This is a genomic window from Cryobacterium sp. HLT2-28, from assembly GCF_004402495.1.
In the GTDB taxonomy this organism is placed as follows: Bacteria; Actinomycetota; Actinomycetes; order Actinomycetales; family Microbacteriaceae; genus Cryobacterium; species Cryobacterium mannosilyticum.
Genome location: NZ_SOFH01000016.1, coordinates 138,406 through 155,527 on the forward strand (window position 1 = coordinate 138,406; position 17,122 = coordinate 155,527).

The following is a 17,122-nucleotide window of genomic DNA, read 5'->3' on the forward strand; positions in this document are numbered from 1 at the left end:
GCGCCGGCCGACTGCCCCGGGTCACCCGGGGCGACCACCACTCGCACTCGCAGGAGAAGGGAAGACCAGGTCATGGACACTCTGTTCAACAATCTCGACCTCTTCGCGCTCGGATTCCAGAACACCCTCCTCCTTTTCGCGGTCTCGGCGGTATTCGCCCTCGGCATCGGCATCGTCGTCGGCGCCATGCGGGTGTCGCCCGTGCCGGTCATGCGCGCGTTCGGAACCTTGTACGTCAACCTCGTCCGCAACACGCCGCTGACACTGCTGATGTTCTTCTTCGCGTTCGGCTATCCGAAGCTGCACCTCGTGCAGCTGCCGTACACGACCCTCGCCATCATCGCGCTGAGCATCTACACCGCCACGTACGTTGCCGAGGTGCTGCGCTCCGGTTTCAACACGGTGCCCACCGGCCAGGCCGAGGCAGCACGGGCGATCGGCCTGCCCTTCGCTCAGACGATGACCCTCGTGATCATGCCGCAGGCCTTCCGGGCCGTGATCCCGCCGATGATGAGCGTCTTCATCGCCCTGCTCAAGAACACCACCGTCGCCGCAGGGTTCTCCGTCGCAGAAGCAGGTGCGATCCGGGCCAATCTCTCCGAACGGGGCGAGCCCGCCATCGTCGTCCTCCTCTGGGTGGCGCTCTTCTTCGTCATCCTGGTGGGAGTCCTCTCCGTGCTGCAGCGATACCTCGAGCGCCGATGGAAGGTCCTCCGATGACGAATGTGCTCTACGACGTCCCGGGTCCCCGCGCGATCCTGCGCAACCGCATCCTCGGTGCGATCACGATCGCCCTGGTCGCGGCCGGGATCACCTTCGTCGTCTACCGGCTGGCGGACACCGGGCAGTTCTCGGCCGCGAAATGGAGGGTCTTCACCTTCCCGCTCGTGCAACAGAACATCGGCCTGGCGATTCTCGCCACCCTGAGCGCGTTCGCGGTGGCCGCGGTGGCCAGCCTGCTCCTGGGGCTGGTGCTCTCGATCGGCCGGCTCTCCGACCACGCCTGGCTGCGTGTGCCGTGCACGGTCTTCATCGAACTGTTCCGCGCGGTGCCCGTGCTCATCCTGATGATGATCATGTACTACGGCCTGCCGCCGCTCGGAGTGACCTTCGTCACCCCGTTCGTGGCGGTCGTGACCGGACTGACCCTCTACAACGGGTCCGTTCTCGCGGAGGTGTTCCGGGCGGGAATCGAATCCCTGCCCACCGGCCAGCGGGAGGCCGCCTACGCGATCGGGCTGCGCAAGAGCGCCGTCATGTCGCTGATCCTCTTTCCCCAGGCAATCCGGGCAATGATGCCCGTGATCATCTCCCAGCTGGTTGTCGTGCTCAAGGACACCGCACTGGGCTTCATCGTCACCTTCCACGAACTGCTCTACCTGGCGAAGTTCTACGGCGCGCAGTTCACCTACGGGTCGCCGATCATCCCGGCAACCATCGTGTTCGGCACCATCTACGTGCTCCTCTGCCTCGCCCTCTCGGGCGTGGCCAAGTGGGTCGAGGTGCGCAGCCGGCGCAGTCGCAGGGGGGCGCGGCCCGCGAATGTGGCGGAGACCGAACTGGCGGCGAGCAAGATCTAGCCGGCGGCGAAGGCCGGACAATCGCCACGGACTAAACTTGTGCCTTGTGTCTGATCCCACCGAAATCTCCGAAGAGGTCGTGAGCGCGGCCGTCACCGCAGCGCTCACCGCCATTTCCACCGCCGCCGACTCCGCCGCCCTGCGGGTGGTGCGCACAGAGCACGCGGGGGACGCCTCCCCGCTGGCCCGCCTGAACGCGCTCATGCGCACGGTCCCGAACGACCGGAAGGCCGCCGCCGGCAAGCTCGTCGGCCAGGCCAGGGGCCGCGTCAGCCAGGCCCTGGCCGCCCGCGAGGCCGAGATCGGCGAGGCGGAGGCGCGGGCCCAGCTCGCGGCCGAGACCGTCGACGTGACCGCGGCGGCATCCGCCTGGCGGCCGGGGGCGCGGCATCCGCTCTCCCTGCTGCAGGAGCGCGTGGCCGACGTGTTCGTCGGCATGGGCTGGGAGGTCGCCGAAGGACCGGAACTCGAAAGCGAGTGGTTCAACTTCGACGCCCTCAACTTCGACGAGGACCACCCTGCCCGCGCCATGCAGGACACCTTCTTCGTCGACCCGCCCGAGGCCCACCTCGTGCTGCGCACCCACACCTCCCCGGTGCAGATGCGCGCCCTGCTCTCCCGCGAGCTGCCCGTCTACGTCGTCTCGCCCGGCCGGGTCTTCCGCACCGACGAGCTCGACGCCACCCACACGCCCGTGTTCCACCAGATCGAGGGCATCGCCGTCGACAAGGGCCTGACCATGGCGCACCTGCGCGGCACCCTCGACCACTTCGTCAAGGCCATGTTCGGCCCGGAGGCGAAGGTGCGGCTGCGCCCCAACTACTTCCCGTTCACCGAGCCGAGCGCCGAACTCGACCTCTGGCACCCGACCTTCAAGGAGGGCGCCCGCTGGATCGAATGGGGCGGCTGCGGCATGGTCAACGCCAATGTGCTCCGCTCGGCCGGGATCGACCCCGAGGTGTACTCCGGTTTCGCATTCGGAGTCGGCGTCGAACGGGCCCTGATGTTCAGAAACGATGTGAAGGATATGCACGACATGGTCGAAGGCGACGTCCGGTTCAGCCAGCAGTACGGGATGACCGTCTGATGCGCGTTCCCCTGAGCTGGCTCGGCGAATTCGTCGACCTCGAACCCGGCACCACCCCCGAGGACGTGCACGCCGCGCTGGTGAGCGTCGGCCTCGAGGAAGAAGAGATCCACCGCTTCGACCTGACCGGCCCGATCGTCGTCGGCGAGGTGCTGTCGATCGAACCGGAGGCCCAGACCAACGGCAAGACCATCAACTGGTGCCAGGTGCGGGTCGCGCCCGGCGACGAGGTTGCCGCCGACGGCGGCCCCGCCGTGCACGGCATCGTCTGCGGCGCCCACAACTTCGCCGTCGGCGACAAGGTCGTCGTCACCCTGCCCGGCGCCGTGCTGCCCGGCCCGTTCCCGATCGCACCCCGCAAGACCTACGGCCACGTCTCCGACGGCATGATCGCCTCGGCCCGCGAGCTCGGCCTCGGCGACGAGCACGACGGCATCCTGCGCCTGGCCGCCCTCGGCCTCGACGCCCCCGTCGGAACGGATGCGATCGCCCTCCTCGGCCTCGACGACAGCGCCGTGGAGATCAACGTCACCCCCGACCGCGGTTATGCGTTCTCGATCCGCGGCGTCGCCCGCGAATACGCGCACGCCACCGGGGCGACCTTCCGCGACCCGGCCCTCGCCGTGACCCCCGCGCCGTCCTCGGTCGAGTTCGTCGTCACCATCGACGACCAGGCACCGATCCGCAGCCGGATCGGCGCGAGCGTCTTCGTCACCCGGGCCGTGCGCGGCGTCGACCCGACCCGGCCGTCTCCGGCCTGGCTGATCGCCCGGCTCAAGCTGGCCGGCATCCGTTCGATCTCCCTGATCGTCGACGTGACCAACTATGTGATGATCGAGCTCGGCCAGCCGATCCACGCCTACGACCTCGACGCGCTGGCCGGCGGCCTCACCGTGCGCCGCGCTGCCACCGGCGAGAAGCTCACCACCCTCGACGACGTGACCCGCACCCTCAGCCCGGAAGACCTCCTGATCACCGACGGATCCGGGCCGATAGGCCTGGCCGGCGTGATGGGCGGGCAGACCACTGAGATCGGGGCGGCCACCACCAATGTGCTGGTCGAGGCCGCGAACTTCGACCCGGTCTCGATCGCGCGCACCGCCCGCCGGCACAAGCTGCCCAGTGAGGCATCCCGCCGGTTCGAGCGCGGGGTCGACCCTGCCGTCGCCGCCGTCGCTGCGGCCCGCGTCGTGCAGCTGCTGGTCGAACTCGCCGGGGGAGTGGCCGACGACCTCGGCTCGCTGCACGACGCCACCCCCGCCACCGAACCGATCTTCCTGCCCACCGGGTTCATCTCCGGCCTGATCGGGCTCGAGTACACCGGCGAGGAGGTGCGCACCTCGTTGGCCGAGATCGGCGCGTCGCTCCAGGAGACCGAGGGCGGGCTGTCCGTCACCGCGCCCAGCTGGCGCCCCGACCTGACCGACAAGTGGACCCTGGCCGAGGAGGTCGCCCGCATCGTCGGCTACGACCGGATCCCCTCGGTGCTTCCCGTCGCCCCGCCCGGGCGCGGCCTCACCCGCAGCCAGGTGCTGCGCCGTCAGGTCGCGCAGACCCTCGCCGCCGCCGGCCACACCGAGGTGCTCGCCTACCCGTTCGTCGCCGAGAAGGCCAACAACCTGTTCGGCGCCCCGGCCGGCCCGGTCGTGCCGCAGATGCGGGTCGCGAACCCGCTCGACGGTGAGGCGCCGTTCCTGCGCACCTCGATCCTGCCCGGGCTGCTCCAGATCGCGCACCGCAACCGGTCCCGCGGCCTGACCGACCTGGCCATCTTCGAGCAGGGCCAGGTCTTCCGGCCACTGGCCGGCGCGGTCTACGGCAGCGCGGTCGTGCCGCCCGGCGCCGTACGCCCCAGTGCGCACCTCGAGGCCGAGCTGAACGCGGGCATCCCGCCGCAGCCGTTCTCCGTCGGCGTCGTGCTCACCGGCAACGCCGTCCGGCAGCAGCCGGGCCGCCCGGCAGTGGCCGCCGGCTGGCAGGACGCTCTCGCCGCCGTGCAGCAGGTCGCCCTGGCCACCGGGGTGGCCATCCAGGTGCGCCAGGGCTCGCACCAGGCGATGCACCCCGGGCGCACGGCCGAACTGTTCGTGACGACGGATGCCGGCGCCGCCTCGGTCGGATTCGCCGGCGAGCTGCTCCCGGCCATCGCCCGCGGTTTCGACCTGCCCGCGGTCGTCGCGGTCGCCGAAATCGATCTCAGCGTGGTCTTCGCCCGCGCCGGCGCCGAACTCCAGGCCACCCCGATCCGCACCATGCCTGCCGCCACGCAGGACCTGTCCCTCGTGGTCGACGTCGTCGTCCCGGCCGGGGAGGTGCTCGAGGCCGTGATCGCCGGCTCCGGGTCGCTGCTCGACCACGCCGAGCTCGTCGACGACTACCGCGGGGCGGGCATCCCGTCCGGCCGCAAGTCGCTGACGTTCGCCCTGCGGTTCCGGGCCGCCGACCGCACCCTGACCGCGGCCGAGGCCAGCGACGCCAAGCTGGCGGGGGTGGCCGTCGCGGCCGCCCGCTTCGGAGCGACCCTCCGCGAGTAGCCTCCGCCCAGATCGACCTTTTCGGTCGAGACCGCCCCGCACACCGGTCGGTCTCGACCGAAACGGTAGAACTCGGCGAACACACCTGTCCCGACCGCCCCGCGAATCCGCCCGCGACGCAAGAAAACTGCGTTGACGCCGATTCTCGCCACTGCGGGGCGGCGCGCTAAGTTTGAGGCATGGCTTTTACGGTGGCGGTTGCGGGTGCGAGCGGCTACGCGGGCGGCGAGTTGCTGCGGCTGCTGGCCGCCCATCCCGAATTCGAGGTGCGCACGGTCACCGCGCACAGCAACGCCGGGCAGCGGCTGATCGACGCCCAGCCGCATCTGCGGTCCCTCTCCGGGCTCACCCTCGTCGACACGACGGCGGAAACCCTCGCCGGGCACGACGTGGTCTTCCTGGCCCTGCCGCACGGGGCATCCGGCGCCCTGACGGCCGCGCTGCCGCCCGAGACTCTCGTCGTCGACTGCGGCGCCGACCACCGCCTGGAGAGCGAGGCCGCCTGGGCTGCGTTCTACGGCGGCGACTATTACGGGGCCTGGGCCTACGGCGTGCCCGAACTGCCGGTCGCCGGCGGCAAGCAGCGCAGCCGACTGGTCGGCGCGCGCCGGATCGCCGCGCCGGGCTGCAACGCCAGCACGGTCGCCCTGGCGCTCGCTCCGGGCATCCGTTCCGGCGTGATCGAACCGGAAGACCTCGTCGCGGTGCTCGCGGTCGGCCCGTCCGGCGCCGGCAAGAGCCTCACCCTGCCCAACCTCGCCGCGGAGATCCTCGGTTCGGCGAACCCCTACGCCGTCGGCGGGGTGCACCGGCACATCCCGGAGATCCAGCAGAGCCTGGCCTGGGCCGGGGCCGCGAACCCCACCATCTCCTTCACCCCGGTGATCGTGCCGATGTCCCGGGGCATCCTCTGCACCGCGACGGCCAGGCTGGTGCCGGGCACCACCGACGCCGCCGTGCGCGCCGCCTGGGAGAGCGCCTACGCCGACGAGCCGTTCGTGCACGTGCTGCCGGCGGGCCGGTTCCCCCGCACCAGCGACGTCCTCGGCGCGAACACGGCGCTGATCGGCCTCGCCATCGACCGGGCCGTCGGCCGGGTCGTCACCGTCACCGCCGTCGACAACCTCGCCAAGGGAACCGCCGGCGCCGCCATCCAGTCCGCCAACATCGCCCTGGGCCTCCCGGAGACCCTCGGCCTGAGCACGAATGGAGTTGCCCCGTGAGCGTCACCGCCCCCGCCGGATTCACCGCAGCCGGAGTCACCGCAGGCCTGAAGAAGTCCGGCGGCCTCGACCTCGCCGTCGTGCGGAACCTCGGCCCGCTCACCAGTGCCGCCACCGTCTTCACCACCAACCGCTGCAAGGCGAACCCCGTCATCTGGAGCGAGCAGGTGATGCGCGGCGGGGTGGTCCGCGCCATCGTGCTGAACTCCGGCGGCGCCAACTGCTACACCGGCAGCATCGGCTTCCAGACCACCCACGCCACCGCCGAGGCCGTGGCCGGCCGCCTCGAGATCTCCGCCGGCGAGGTGCTCGTCTGCTCCACCGGCCTGATCGGCGAGCAGCTCGACCTGGGCAAGATCACCGCCGGGGTCTGGGATGCCTCGCTCGCCCTGCACGCCGGCAGCGCGGCATCCGCCGACGCCGGCCTCGCCGCCGCAACGGCGATCATGACCACGGACACGACCCCCAAGCAGTCCGCGCACACCTCGCCGGCCGGCTGGACCATCGGCGGCATGGCCAAGGGCGCCGGGATGCTCGCGCCCGGCCTGGCCACCATGCTCGTCGTGATCACCACCGACGCCGTCCTCGACTCCGGCCAGCTCGACACGGCCCTCCGACAGGCCACCCGGGTCACCTTCGACCGGCTCGACTCCGACGGATGCATGTCGACGAACGACACCGTCACCCTCCTCGGCTCCGGCGCGAGCGGGGTCGCCGCCGACCCGGCCGAGTTCGCGGCCGCGCTCACCGCCGTCTGCCAGGACCTCACCCTGCAACTGCAGGCCGACGCCGAGGGCTCGGCCCACGACGTCGCGATCGTGGTGCAGGGCGCCGACTCGGAGGCCGACGCGGTCACCGTTGCCCGTGCCGTGTCCCGCAGCAATCTGTTCAAGACGGCCATCTTCGGCAACGACCCGAACTGGGGCCGGGTACTCGCCGCGGTCGGCACCACCCAGGCGGTCTTCGACCCCTATGGGATCGACGTCGCGATCAACGGCGTGCAGGTGTGCACGGCGGGGGAACCCGACCAGCCGCGCGAGCTGGTCGACCTCAGCCCGCGGGCGGTCACGGTGCTGATCGACCTGCACGCGGGCGCCGCGACGGCCACCATCTGGACCAACGACCTCACCCACGCCTACGTCGAAGAGAACAGCGCGTACTCGAGTTGATCCCGACGATCCCGGCCCCCGACGACGCCCCCGAAGCCCCTGCGGGCCGTGACGCGGGCGGCGCCCCCGACCGCGAGTCCAACAGCCGGGCCGAGGCGACCGTCAAGGCCGCGACCCTGATCGAATCGCTGCCGTGGCTCAAGCGGTTCCACGACCAGGTCATCGTCGTCAAATTCGGCGGCAACGCCATGGTCAGCGAGGAACTGCAGCGGGCCTTCGCCGAGGACATGGTCTACCTGCGCTATGCCGGCATCCGCCCCGTCGTCGTGCACGGCGGCGGCCCGCAGATCTCCGCCATGCTCGACCGCCTCGGCATCGAGAGCGAGTTCCGCGGCGGCTACCGGGTGACCACTCCCGAGGCGATGGACGTCGTGCGGATGGTGCTCACCGGGCAGATCAACCGCGAGCTGGTCAGCCGCATCAACGAACACGGCCCGCTGTCGGCCGGGCTGTCCGGCGAGGACGCCGGGCTCTTCCAGGGCCGTCGTCGCGGCACCGTGATCGACGGCGAAGAGGTCGACCTCGGCCTCGTCGGCGACGTGATCGGCGTCGACCCCGAGGCGGTGCTAGCCCAGCTCGCCGCCGGCCGCATCCCGGTCGTCTCCTCGATCGCCCCCGACACGGATGTCCCGGGCCAGTCCCTGAACATCAACGCCGACGCCGCCGCGGCGGCCCTGGCCATCGCCCTGAACGCGGCGAAGCTCGTGATCCTCACCGATGTCGCCGGACTGTACAGCGACTGGCCCAACCAGGACTCGCTGGTCTCCGTGATCGACGCCGACTCCCTGCGCCGGCTCCTGCCCGACCTCGAATCGGGCATGATCCCCAAGATGACCGCCTGCCTCGACGCGGTCGACGGCGGCGTCGCCAAGGCCGCGATCATCGACGGACGAGTGCCGCACTCGATCCTGCTCGAGGTCTTCACCGGCAGCGGCATCGGAACCGAAGTGGTCCCCGCATGACCGGTCCAGGCACCAACCCCGGCACCACCAACCCAGGCACCACCAACCCAGGCACCACCAACCCAGGGACGACGATTCCAGGCATGACCCCCGACCAGCAGACCCCGACCCCGACCGGGCAGACCCCGGGCACCGAGCACTGGCAGGAACGCTTCGGCGCCGCCATGATGCGCACCCTCGCCACCCCGCTGGCGATGCTCGTGCGCGGGGAGGGCTGCTACGTCTGGGACGAGAAGGGGAAGAAGTACCTCGACTTCCTCGCCGGCATTGCCGTGAACTCGCTCGGCCACGCGCATCCCGACCTCGTCGCCGCGGTCACCGAGCAGGTGGGCCGCGTCGCCCACGTCTCCAACTACTTCTCCTCGCCGCCGCAGCTCGAACTGGCCGAGCGGCTCAAGCGCATCACCGGGGCAGGGGAGGCCGGCCGGGTCTACTTCTGCAATTCCGGCGCCGAAGCCAACGAGGCCGCGTTCAAGCTGGCCCGGCTCAACACGGGCGGCGGCAAGCGCTCCCGCATCCTGTCGCTGCACGAATCGTTCCACGGCCGCACCATGGGCGCGCTCGCCCTGTCGGGCAAACCCGCCATGCGCAAGGCCTTCCTGCCCGTGCCCGGCGGGGTCGAGCACATCCACACCACCATCAAGGCGCTCGAGGAGGCCATCGACGGCACTGTCGCCGCCCTGTTCCTCGAACCGGTCAAGGGCGAGGCCGGTGTGATCGACCTGCCGGCCGGCTTCCTCCGCCGCGCCCGCGAACTCTGCACCCGGCACGGCGTGCTCCTCATCATCGACGAGGTGCAGACCGGCGCGGGCCGCACCGGCGCCTGGTTCGCGTTCCAGCACGACGGAATCACCCCGGATGCCATCACCATCGCCAAGGGGATCGGCGGCGGCCTGCCGATCGGCGCCCTGGTCACCTACGGCGCCACCTCGGAGCTGTTCAGCCGCGGCCAGCACGGCTCGACCTACGGCGGCAACCCGCTCGTCACCGCAACGTCCAACGCCGTGCTCGGCGTGATCGAACGCGACGGCCTCGTCGCCAACGCCGCACGGCGCGGCGAGCAGCTGCGCGAGATCATCGCCCGCTTCACGTCGCCGCACATCTCCGAGGTGCGCGGCCGCGGCCTGCTGCTCGGCATCGGCCTGGCCGACCCGGTCGCGCTTCCGCTCGCGGCGGCGGCCCTGGCCGAGGGCCTGATCGTGAACGCCGCCAACGAATCGACCATCCGGCTGGCCCCGCCGCTCATCGTCGGCGACGCCGAACTGGCCGATTTCGAGCACCGTTTCGGCCTCGCTCTGGCCAGCCTCTAGAGTTGTTCAATCCCGCAACCCACCGAAAGTGACCTCAGTGACCCGCCATTTCCTGCGCGACGACGACCTCTCACCGGCCGAACAGGCCGAGATCCTCGACCTGGCACTGGTGCTCAAGCGAGATCGATTCGCGGCCAAGCCGCTCGCCGGTCCCCAGACCGTCGCCGTCATCTTCGACAAGTCCTCGACCCGCACCCGGGTGTCCTTCGCGGTCGGCATCGCCGACCTCGGCGGCAGCCCGCTCATCATCACCACCGCGAGCAGCCAGCTCGGCGGCAAGGAGACGGCGTCCGACACGGCCAGGGTGCTCGAACGGCAGGTTGCCGCGATCGTCTGGCGCACCTACGGCCAGGCCGGACTCGAGGAGATGGCCCTCGGCACCACGGTCCCCGTCGTCAACGCGCTCTCCGACGACTTCCACCCCTGCCAGTTGCTCGCCGACCTGCTCACCATCCGCGAGCACCGCGGCGACCTCGCCGGCCAGACCCTCGCCTTCCTCGGCGACGGCGCCTGCAACATGGCCCAGTCCTACCTCCTCGCCGGCGCCACCGCCGGCATGCACGTGCGCATCGCCTCGCCGGCCGGCTACACGCCCCACGCGCAGGTGGTGAAGGATGCCGCGGCGATCGCCGCGCGCACCGGCGGCTCCGTCACGCTCTTCACCGACCCGGCCGAAGCCGTGGCCGGTGTGGACGTGGTCGTCACCGACACCTGGGTGTCGATGGGCAGGGAAGAGGAGAAGGCCGACCGCCTCGCCACACTCGGCGCCTACCGCGTCGACGCCGACCTGCTCGCCCTCGCGCGGCCGGACGCGCATTTCCTGCACTGCCTGCCGGCCGACCGCGGCTTCGAAGTGACCGCCGACGTCATCGACGGCCCGCAGAGCATCATCTGGGACGAGGCGGAGAACCGCCTCCACGCCCAGAAGGCACTCCTCGTCTGGCTCCTCCGCCAGAACGACGCGCACTGACACCGTTAAACTTGAACTGAACAATCTTTAGGGAGAACCATGGCTGAACGTGTTGTGCTCGCATACTCCGGTGGACTTGACACCTCGGTTGGCATCGGCTGGCTGAAGGATGCGACCGGCAAGGAGGTCGTGGCCCTCGCCATCGACGTCGGACAGAGCGGCGAGGACATGGACCTCATCCGCCAGCGCGCCCTGGACTGCGGCGCCGTCGAAGCCATCGTCGTCGACGCGAAGGAAGAATTCGCCAGCGACTACGTCGTTCCGGCCCTCAAGGCCAACGCCCTCTACCAGAAGCGCTACCCGCTCGTCTCCGCGCTCAGCCGCCCGCTGATCGCCAAGTACCTCGCCTCCACCGCCAAAGCGCTCGGCGCCGACAGTGTCGCGCACGGCTGCACCGGCAAGGGCAACGACCAGGTGCGCTTCGAAGCCGCCGTCGCCGCCCTCGCCCCCGAGCTCACCTCGCTCGCCCCGGTCCGCGACTTCGCGCTCACCCGCGACAAGGCCATCGAGTACGCGGCGCTGCACAACCTGCCGATCGCGCAGTCGAAGAAGAGCCCGTACTCGATCGACCAGAACGTCTACGGCCGCGCCGTGGAGACCGGCTTCCTCGAAGACCCGTGGAACGCGCCGATCGAAGACCTCTACACCTACACGCAGGACCCGTCGATTGCGCGCGAGCCCACCGAGGTGGTCGTCTCCTTCGACCAGGGTGTCCCCGTCGCCATCGACGGCGTCGCCGTCACGCCGCTGCAGGCCATCGAAATGATGAACCTGCTCGCCGGCAACCAGGGCGTCGGCCGCATCGACATCGTCGAGGACCGCCTCGTCGGCATCAAGAGCCGCGAGGTCTACGAGGCCCCCGCCGGCATCGCCCTGATCGCCGCGCACGAAGAGCTCGAGAACATGACCGTCGAGCGCGACCTGGCCCGGTACAAGCGCGGCGTCGAGTCCAAGTGGGCCGAGCTCGTCTACGACGGCCTGTGGTTCTCCGGCCTCAAGCGCGCCCTCGACGTCTTCATCGACGAGACGCAGAAGCACGTCACCGGCGACATCCGCCTGAAGCTGCACGCCGGCACCGCCGTCGTCACCGGGCGCAAGTCCGGCGAGAGCCTCTACGACTTCAACCTCGCCACCTACGACACCGGCGACACCTTCGACCAGTCGATGGCCAAGGGCTTCATCGAGCTGTGGTCGCTGCCGAGCAAGATCTCCGCCCGCCGCGACCTCGCCGGCAAGTAGGAGCAACGCGTGGCTGCCGACGAGAACCCGAATCGCGCGGGCAAGGCGGGCGCCCTCTGGGGCGGCCGTTTCGCCGGCGGCCCGTCGCCCGAACTGGCGAAGCTGAGCAAGTCGACCCAGTTCGACTGGCCGCTGGCCCCGTATGACATCCGCGGTTCCCGGGCGCACGCGCGCGCCCTCGCCGCGGCCGGCTACCTCACCGGCGATGAGCTCACCGCCATGGTCGCCGGCCTCGACGAGCTGGCGGATGCCGTCGCCTCCGGCCGGTTCCAGCCGGCCGAGACCGACGAGGACGTCCACTCCTCGCTGGAGCGCGGCCTGATCGACATCGTCGGCGTCGAACTCGGCGGCAAGCTGCGCGCCGGGCGCAGCCGCAACGACCAGGTGGCGACCCTCGTGCGGATGCTGCTGCGGGACAAGGCGGTCACCATCTCCGCCCACGTGATCGACCTGATCGACGCGCTCGCGTCGCAGGCCGAGGCGAACGAGCACGCGATCATGCCCGGCCGCACCCATCTGCAGCACGCCCAGCCGGTGCTCCTCGCGCACCACCTGTTCGCGCACTGCTGGCCGCTCGTGCGCGACCTCGAACGCTTCACCGACTGGAACAAGCGGGCCGATTTCTCGCCCTACGGTTCCGGCGCCCTGGCCGGCAACACCCTGGGCCTCGACGCCCGGCTCGTGGCCACCGACCTGGGCTTCAGCGCCGTGGTGGAGAACTCGATCGACGGCACCGCCAGCCGCGACCTCGTCGCCGAATTCGCGTTCATCACCGCGCAGATCGGCATCGACCTGTCCCGCCTGGCCGAGGAGATCATCCTCTGGAACACGCGCGAGTTCGGGTTCGTCACCCTCGACGACGGCTACTCGACCGGGTCGTCGATCATGCCGCAGAAGAAGAACCCCGACATCGCCGAACTCGCCCGGGGCAAGTCGGGCCGGATGATCGGCAACCTGACCGGCCTGCTCACCACGCTCAAGGGTCTCCCGCTGGCCTACAACCGCGACCTGCAGGAAGACAAGGAGCCCGTCTTCGACTCGATCGAGACGCTCGAGGTGCTCCTGCCCGCGTTCAGCGGAATGATCGCCACGCTCACCTTCCACACCGAGCGGATGGCCGAGCTGGCCCCGGCCGGGTTCTCCCTGGCCACGGATGTCGCCGAGTGGCTGGTCAAGCGGCACGTCAGCTTCCGGGATGCGCACGAGATCACCGGTTCGCTGGTCAAGTTCGCCGAACAGCACGACCTCGACCTGCACGAGGTCGACGACGCGTCCCTGCAGACGATCTCCGCGCACCTCACGCCCGACGTGCGCGAGGTGCTGAGCATCCAGGGCTCGGTCGACCGTCGTGACGGGCAGGCCGGCACCGCGCCCGTGCGGGTCGCCGAGCAGCGTGCCGTGCTGGTGGCGCGGGTGCGCGCGCTCGCCCTGAACCTCCGGATGTGACCTTCGACCGTCGCCTGCTGGAGCGGCCCGCCCTCCTGGTGGCGCCGCTCCTGCTCGGCGCCGTGATCAGCCGGGCCGGGGTGTCGCTCCGCATCACCGAGGTGGAGGCCTACCTCGGCGACGGCACGGATCCCGGCTCGCACGCGTTCCGCGGCCGCACCCCGCGCAACGCGGCGATGTTCGGTCCGGCCGGACACCTGTACGCCTACTTCAGCTACGGCATGCACGTCTGCGCGAACGTCGTCTGCTCGCCGGAGGGCGAGGCCTCCGCGGTGCTCCTGCGGGGCGGGGAGATCGTCGCGGGCGCGGCCGAGGCCCGGCTGCGCCGCAGCACCGCGAAGTCGGACCGGGATCTCGCCCGTGGGCCCGCGAGGCTCACGCTCGCGCTCGGCATCAGCCTGGCCGAGAACGGCGCCGACCTCGCCCTGGACCCGTTCGACCTCACCCTGCCGGCACGCCCGGCCGTGTTCCTGGCCGGGCCGCGCACCGGGGTCAGCGGCGCCGGCGGGGGAGCCGAGTATCCGTGGCGGTTCTGGCTCCCGGACGATCCGTCGGTGTCGCCGTACCGGCGGCATCCGAAACTCGCTCCCGCGACGGGCTGATCGCTCACCTCGCGGCTCACGTTTGCGCACCCGGCGCACGATCTGCCGTGCGCCCGGTTCCGCAACCTGTGCCGCGACGAAGGAACTGCCTACGCGGTGGCGAGCCTGACCAGGGCGGCGCATGCGCAGGCCCAGATCAGGCTGGCGAAGGTTCCGATGATGAACCGCTCCCTGGCCTCGGCCGCGGCCAGTTCGGTGAAGCGCCCGACGCCCTTGATCGCCACGACCACGGCGATCGCCTCGGGGAAGCCGGCCAGGATCGCACCGGCCACGGCCAGTCGCTCGAGGATTCCGATCATCAGGCCGCCGCGCAGCACCTCGTGCGTGCCTCCGGCATCCGCCTGGCCCGGCGCTGCGCCGTCGCCGTCGCCGACGAGGATGCCGCCGTGCGCGCCGGGCGGCACGGAATTGTTCGTGGCCAGCCGGAGGGCGAGCACCGCCATCGGGCCGCCGCCCACCACGGCGAGGGCCAGGGCCACCATGGCCAGCACGATGCCGAACGACCCGGAACCCTCCGGGGCCGGCACCGCGGCGATCACCAGGGCCGCGGCGAGCCCCCCGGCCGACGCGATGGCGTATTGCTGCCTCTGCTGCTTGAACGCGAGCACGGCGAGGGCGAGCGAGCCGCCAGTGACCAGCAGGAGCAGGAGCCAGTACAGGTAGGCCAGAATCTGGAAAGCCTGGAAATTCATGTGGAAGGTCCTGTTCCTGTCGTCGCGTTGTCGAGGTCCTCCAGCAGCCTAACGAGTGCCGGGCGCGCGGACCGGTCGACCTTCCAGAGCGCGCTCCGAAGCCGCTGGCTGACGGCCGCCGTCGAAATGCCCAGGCGGGCGGCGATTTCCACCTGGGTCAGCCCGGTCTCGCGCAGGTCGACCGCGGCCCAGCCCTCGCTCGTGCGGCGCTGGCGCAGGAGCAGAAACGTCGCGATCAGGGCCTCGACCTGCTCGCCGTCGAGCACGGGGCGGTGCTGTCGCGCTCCGGCCGGGCCGGCCGGGCCGACCGGCTCGGCCGTGAGCCCGAACCGGGTGTCCGCCTTCTTCGCCCGGGTGACCGCGTCGCGGGCGCCGACGAACGCCTCCCCGGATGCCTGGCGGGCGGAGTCGGGCAGGGGAGTGCGCACCGTGCCGACGCCGAGGCCGATGCTCCAGTGCCCCGACCGGTGGAGGGCCAGGACCAGATCGAGGCTGGTGCGGGCATCCGCCAGCAGCATCTGGATCTCGTCGCCGGCCGTCTGGTCGGGCGGCAGGGTGAAGACATCGCCGAACTCCGCCACGAGCCCGGCGATCATCTCGCCGGCCCGGTCGCGGTCATTGCGGCTGTCGATCTGGTCCGCGGTGATCACGAACACGAGCGCACCTCCCTGTCGAACTAGACGTAAGGTTGGAAGCTAAATATAACACAATTCATTCCCTGCACTTAATATCGGCCGATCAAGGTTGGAGCGTGGCTCCCGGGCCGCACCGGCACGCTGGTAATCTGGACCCGTGTCAGACCCCGCAATCCTCACCCAACAGGCCAACGATCTCACCTTCGACGACGTCTGGGAGGAGATCTCCTGGCGAGGCCTGGTTCAGGTCTCCACCGATCCGACCGAACTCCGCGAGCTGCTGGCCGGCGATCCGATCACCTTCTACTGCGGCTTCGACCCCACGGCGCCCAGCCTGCACCTCGGCAACCTCGTGCAGTTGCTGCTCATGCGGCGCCTCCAGCTTGCCGGGCACCACCCGCTCGGCCTGGTCGGCGGGTCGACCGGCCTGATCGGCGACCCGAGGCCGACGGCGGAACGCACCCTCAACACGAAGGATGTCGTCGGCCAGTGGGTGGGCTACCTCCAGGCCCAGGTCTCGCGATTCCTCAGTGGGGAGGGAGAGAACGCCGTCACCCTGGTGAACAACCTCGACTGGACCGCGCCGCTGAGCGCCATCGACTTCCTGCGCGACATCGGCAAGTACTTCCGGGTGGGCACCATGCTCAAGAAGGATGCCGTGAGCGCCCGGCTCAATTCCGACGCCGGCATCAGCTACACCGAATTCAGCTACCAGGTGCTCCAGGGCATGGACTTCCTCGAGCTCTACCGCAGCTACGACTGCGTGCTGCAGACCGGCGGCAGCGACCAGTGGGGCAACCTCACCAGCGGCACCGACCTCATCCGCAAGGCGGAGGGGGAGAGCGTGCACGCGATCGGCACACCGCTGATCACCAACAGCGACGGCACGAAGTTCGGCAAGAGCGAGGGCAACGCGGTCTGGCTCGACCCCACCCTGACCAGCCCGTATGCCTTCTACCAGTTCTGGCTCAACACCGACGACGCCGACGTGATCTCCCGCCTCAAGGTGTTCACCTTCCTGACCAGGGCCGAAATCGAGGAGCTCGAGGCGGCGGTGGCGACCGAGCCGTTCAAGCGCCTCGCCCAGCGCACCCTCGCCGTGGCGGTGACCGGGCTCGTGCACGGCCTGCCGGCGACGGAGGGCGCGATCCAGGCCGCGCACGCCCTGTTCGGCCAGGGGGACCTGGCCGACCTCGACGAGGCCACCCTCGAGGCGGCGCTCCGCGAGCTCCCGAACACGACGACGGCCCCGCACGCGAGCGTGGTTCAGCTCCTCGTCGACACCGGCCTCACCGGCAGCCTGAGCGAGGCCCGGCGTGCGATCAGCCAGGGTGGCGTCTACCTGAACAACGTGAAGGTCTCCGATGAGGCCGAGACGATCGAGAACGCTGTCCTGCCCGGGGGAGTGGCGGTTCTCCGCCGCGGCAAGAAGACCCTGGCCGGCGTCTTCGTCGAATAGCCCCGCCCGCGTTCACAGGTCGCGCGCCCGCATCCGTTCTCGCTGAGCGGATGCGGGCGCGTCGTCGTTGTGCCCTCGCGGGTGGGGTGACGGATGCTGGGGTGGGGGTGAGGGTGTGGGGGTGACACGCCCGGGCGGGGGCGGGTTTTGACGGGGTGGGCGGGGGGCCGTAATGTCTTCACGTACCCCAAAGGTGCGGAAAGCCGCAGAGCTT

At 70.5% G+C, this 17,122-nt stretch carries 15 protein-coding genes; 13 read left to right on the forward strand and 2 right to left on the reverse strand.

Annotation, left to right across the window (positions count from 1 at the left end; genetic code table 11):
• Positions 1 to 72: 72 nt before the first annotated feature.
• The 12 genes from E3O48_RS06740 to E3O48_RS06800 all read left to right on the forward strand — a co-directional run bounded on the left by E3O48_RS06740 (position 73) and on the right by E3O48_RS06800 (position 14,122).
• Complete coding sequence (locus E3O48_RS06740) at positions 73 to 720, forward strand: amino acid ABC transporter permease (RefSeq protein WP_134510519.1); 648 nt, start codon at positions 73 to 75, stop codon at positions 718 to 720.
• On the forward strand, positions 717 to 1,580 hold the full coding sequence (locus tag E3O48_RS06745; protein WP_134537798.1) for an amino acid ABC transporter permease: 864 nt from the start codon (positions 717 to 719) through the stop codon (positions 1,578 to 1,580). Before E3O48_RS06740 ends, E3O48_RS06745 begins: the two co-directional genes overlap by 4 nt.
• A 46-nt stretch (positions 1,581 to 1,626) precedes the next feature.
• Entirely contained in the window at positions 1,627 to 2,667 is a 1,041-nt protein-coding gene (pheS, locus tag E3O48_RS06750) for a phenylalanine--tRNA ligase subunit alpha (protein WP_134537799.1), read from the forward strand.
• Positions 2,667 to 5,201, forward strand: coding sequence for a phenylalanine--tRNA ligase subunit beta (gene pheT, locus E3O48_RS06755; RefSeq protein ID WP_134537800.1), 2,535 nt, complete (start codon positions 2,667 to 2,669; stop codon positions 5,199 to 5,201). The genes pheS and pheT overlap by 1 nt, the downstream gene beginning before the upstream one ends.
• Positions 5,202 to 5,380: 179 nt before the next feature.
• Positions 5,381 to 6,424 (forward strand): N-acetyl-gamma-glutamyl-phosphate reductase, encoded by a 1,044-nt coding sequence (argC, locus tag E3O48_RS06760; protein WP_134537801.1) that lies wholly within the window; start codon positions 5,381 to 5,383, stop codon positions 6,422 to 6,424.
• Complete coding sequence (argJ, locus tag E3O48_RS06765) at positions 6,421 to 7,593, forward strand: bifunctional glutamate N-acetyltransferase/amino-acid acetyltransferase ArgJ (protein WP_134537802.1); 1,173 nt, start codon at positions 6,421 to 6,423, stop codon at positions 7,591 to 7,593. Before argC ends, argJ begins: the two co-directional genes overlap by 4 nt.
• Positions 7,594 to 7,709: 116 nt before the next feature.
• Complete coding sequence (argB, locus tag E3O48_RS06770; protein WP_241982432.1) at positions 7,710 to 8,555, forward strand: acetylglutamate kinase; 846 nt, start codon at positions 7,710 to 7,712, stop codon at positions 8,553 to 8,555.
• 83 nt (positions 8,556 to 8,638) lie between these two features.
• Positions 8,639 to 9,865, forward strand: coding sequence for an acetylornithine transaminase (locus E3O48_RS06780; RefSeq protein ID WP_134537804.1), 1,227 nt, complete (start codon positions 8,639 to 8,641; stop codon positions 9,863 to 9,865).
• A 37-nt stretch (positions 9,866 to 9,902) separates the two neighbouring features.
• Positions 9,903 to 10,835: an ornithine carbamoyltransferase gene (gene argF / locus E3O48_RS06785; RefSeq protein ID WP_134537805.1), complete on the forward strand. Its 933-nt coding sequence runs from the start codon at positions 9,903 to 9,905 to the stop codon at positions 10,833 to 10,835.
• Between the two features lie 39 nt (positions 10,836 to 10,874).
• Positions 10,875 to 12,074: an argininosuccinate synthase gene (locus tag E3O48_RS06790; RefSeq protein ID WP_134537806.1), complete on the forward strand. Its 1,200-nt coding sequence runs from the start codon at positions 10,875 to 10,877 to the stop codon at positions 12,072 to 12,074.
• Between the two features lie 9 nt (positions 12,075 to 12,083).
• Positions 12,084 to 13,520 (forward strand): argininosuccinate lyase, encoded by a 1,437-nt coding sequence (gene argH, locus E3O48_RS06795; protein ID WP_134537807.1) that lies wholly within the window; start codon positions 12,084 to 12,086, stop codon positions 13,518 to 13,520.
• Positions 13,517 to 14,122: a DNA-3-methyladenine glycosylase gene (locus tag E3O48_RS06800; protein WP_134537808.1), complete on the forward strand. Its 606-nt coding sequence runs from the start codon at positions 13,517 to 13,519 to the stop codon at positions 14,120 to 14,122. The genes argH and E3O48_RS06800 overlap by 4 nt, the downstream gene beginning before the upstream one ends.
• Positions 14,123 to 14,211: 89 nt before the next feature.
• Here E3O48_RS06800 and E3O48_RS06805 read toward each other — a convergent pair whose 3' ends face one another.
• Together E3O48_RS06805 and E3O48_RS06810 are read right to left on the reverse strand one after the other, a co-directional pair.
• Positions 14,212 to 14,814 (reverse strand): hypothetical protein, encoded by a 603-nt coding sequence (locus tag E3O48_RS06805; RefSeq protein WP_134537809.1) that lies wholly within the window; start codon positions 14,812 to 14,814, stop codon positions 14,212 to 14,214.
• The gene (locus E3O48_RS06810) at positions 14,811 to 15,470 is read right to left on the reverse strand and encodes a sigma factor-like helix-turn-helix DNA-binding protein (protein WP_134510530.1); all 660 of its coding nucleotides are present in this window, start codon (positions 15,468 to 15,470) and stop codon (positions 14,811 to 14,813) included. Before E3O48_RS06810 ends, E3O48_RS06805 begins: the two co-directional genes overlap by 4 nt.
• Before the next feature lie 136 nt (positions 15,471 to 15,606).
• Between E3O48_RS06810 and tyrS the strand changes: the two genes are divergently transcribed.
• Entirely contained in the window at positions 15,607 to 16,908 is a 1,302-nt protein-coding gene (gene tyrS / locus E3O48_RS06815; protein WP_134537810.1) for a tyrosine--tRNA ligase, read from the forward strand.
• Positions 16,909 to 17,122 lie beyond the last annotated feature (214 nt).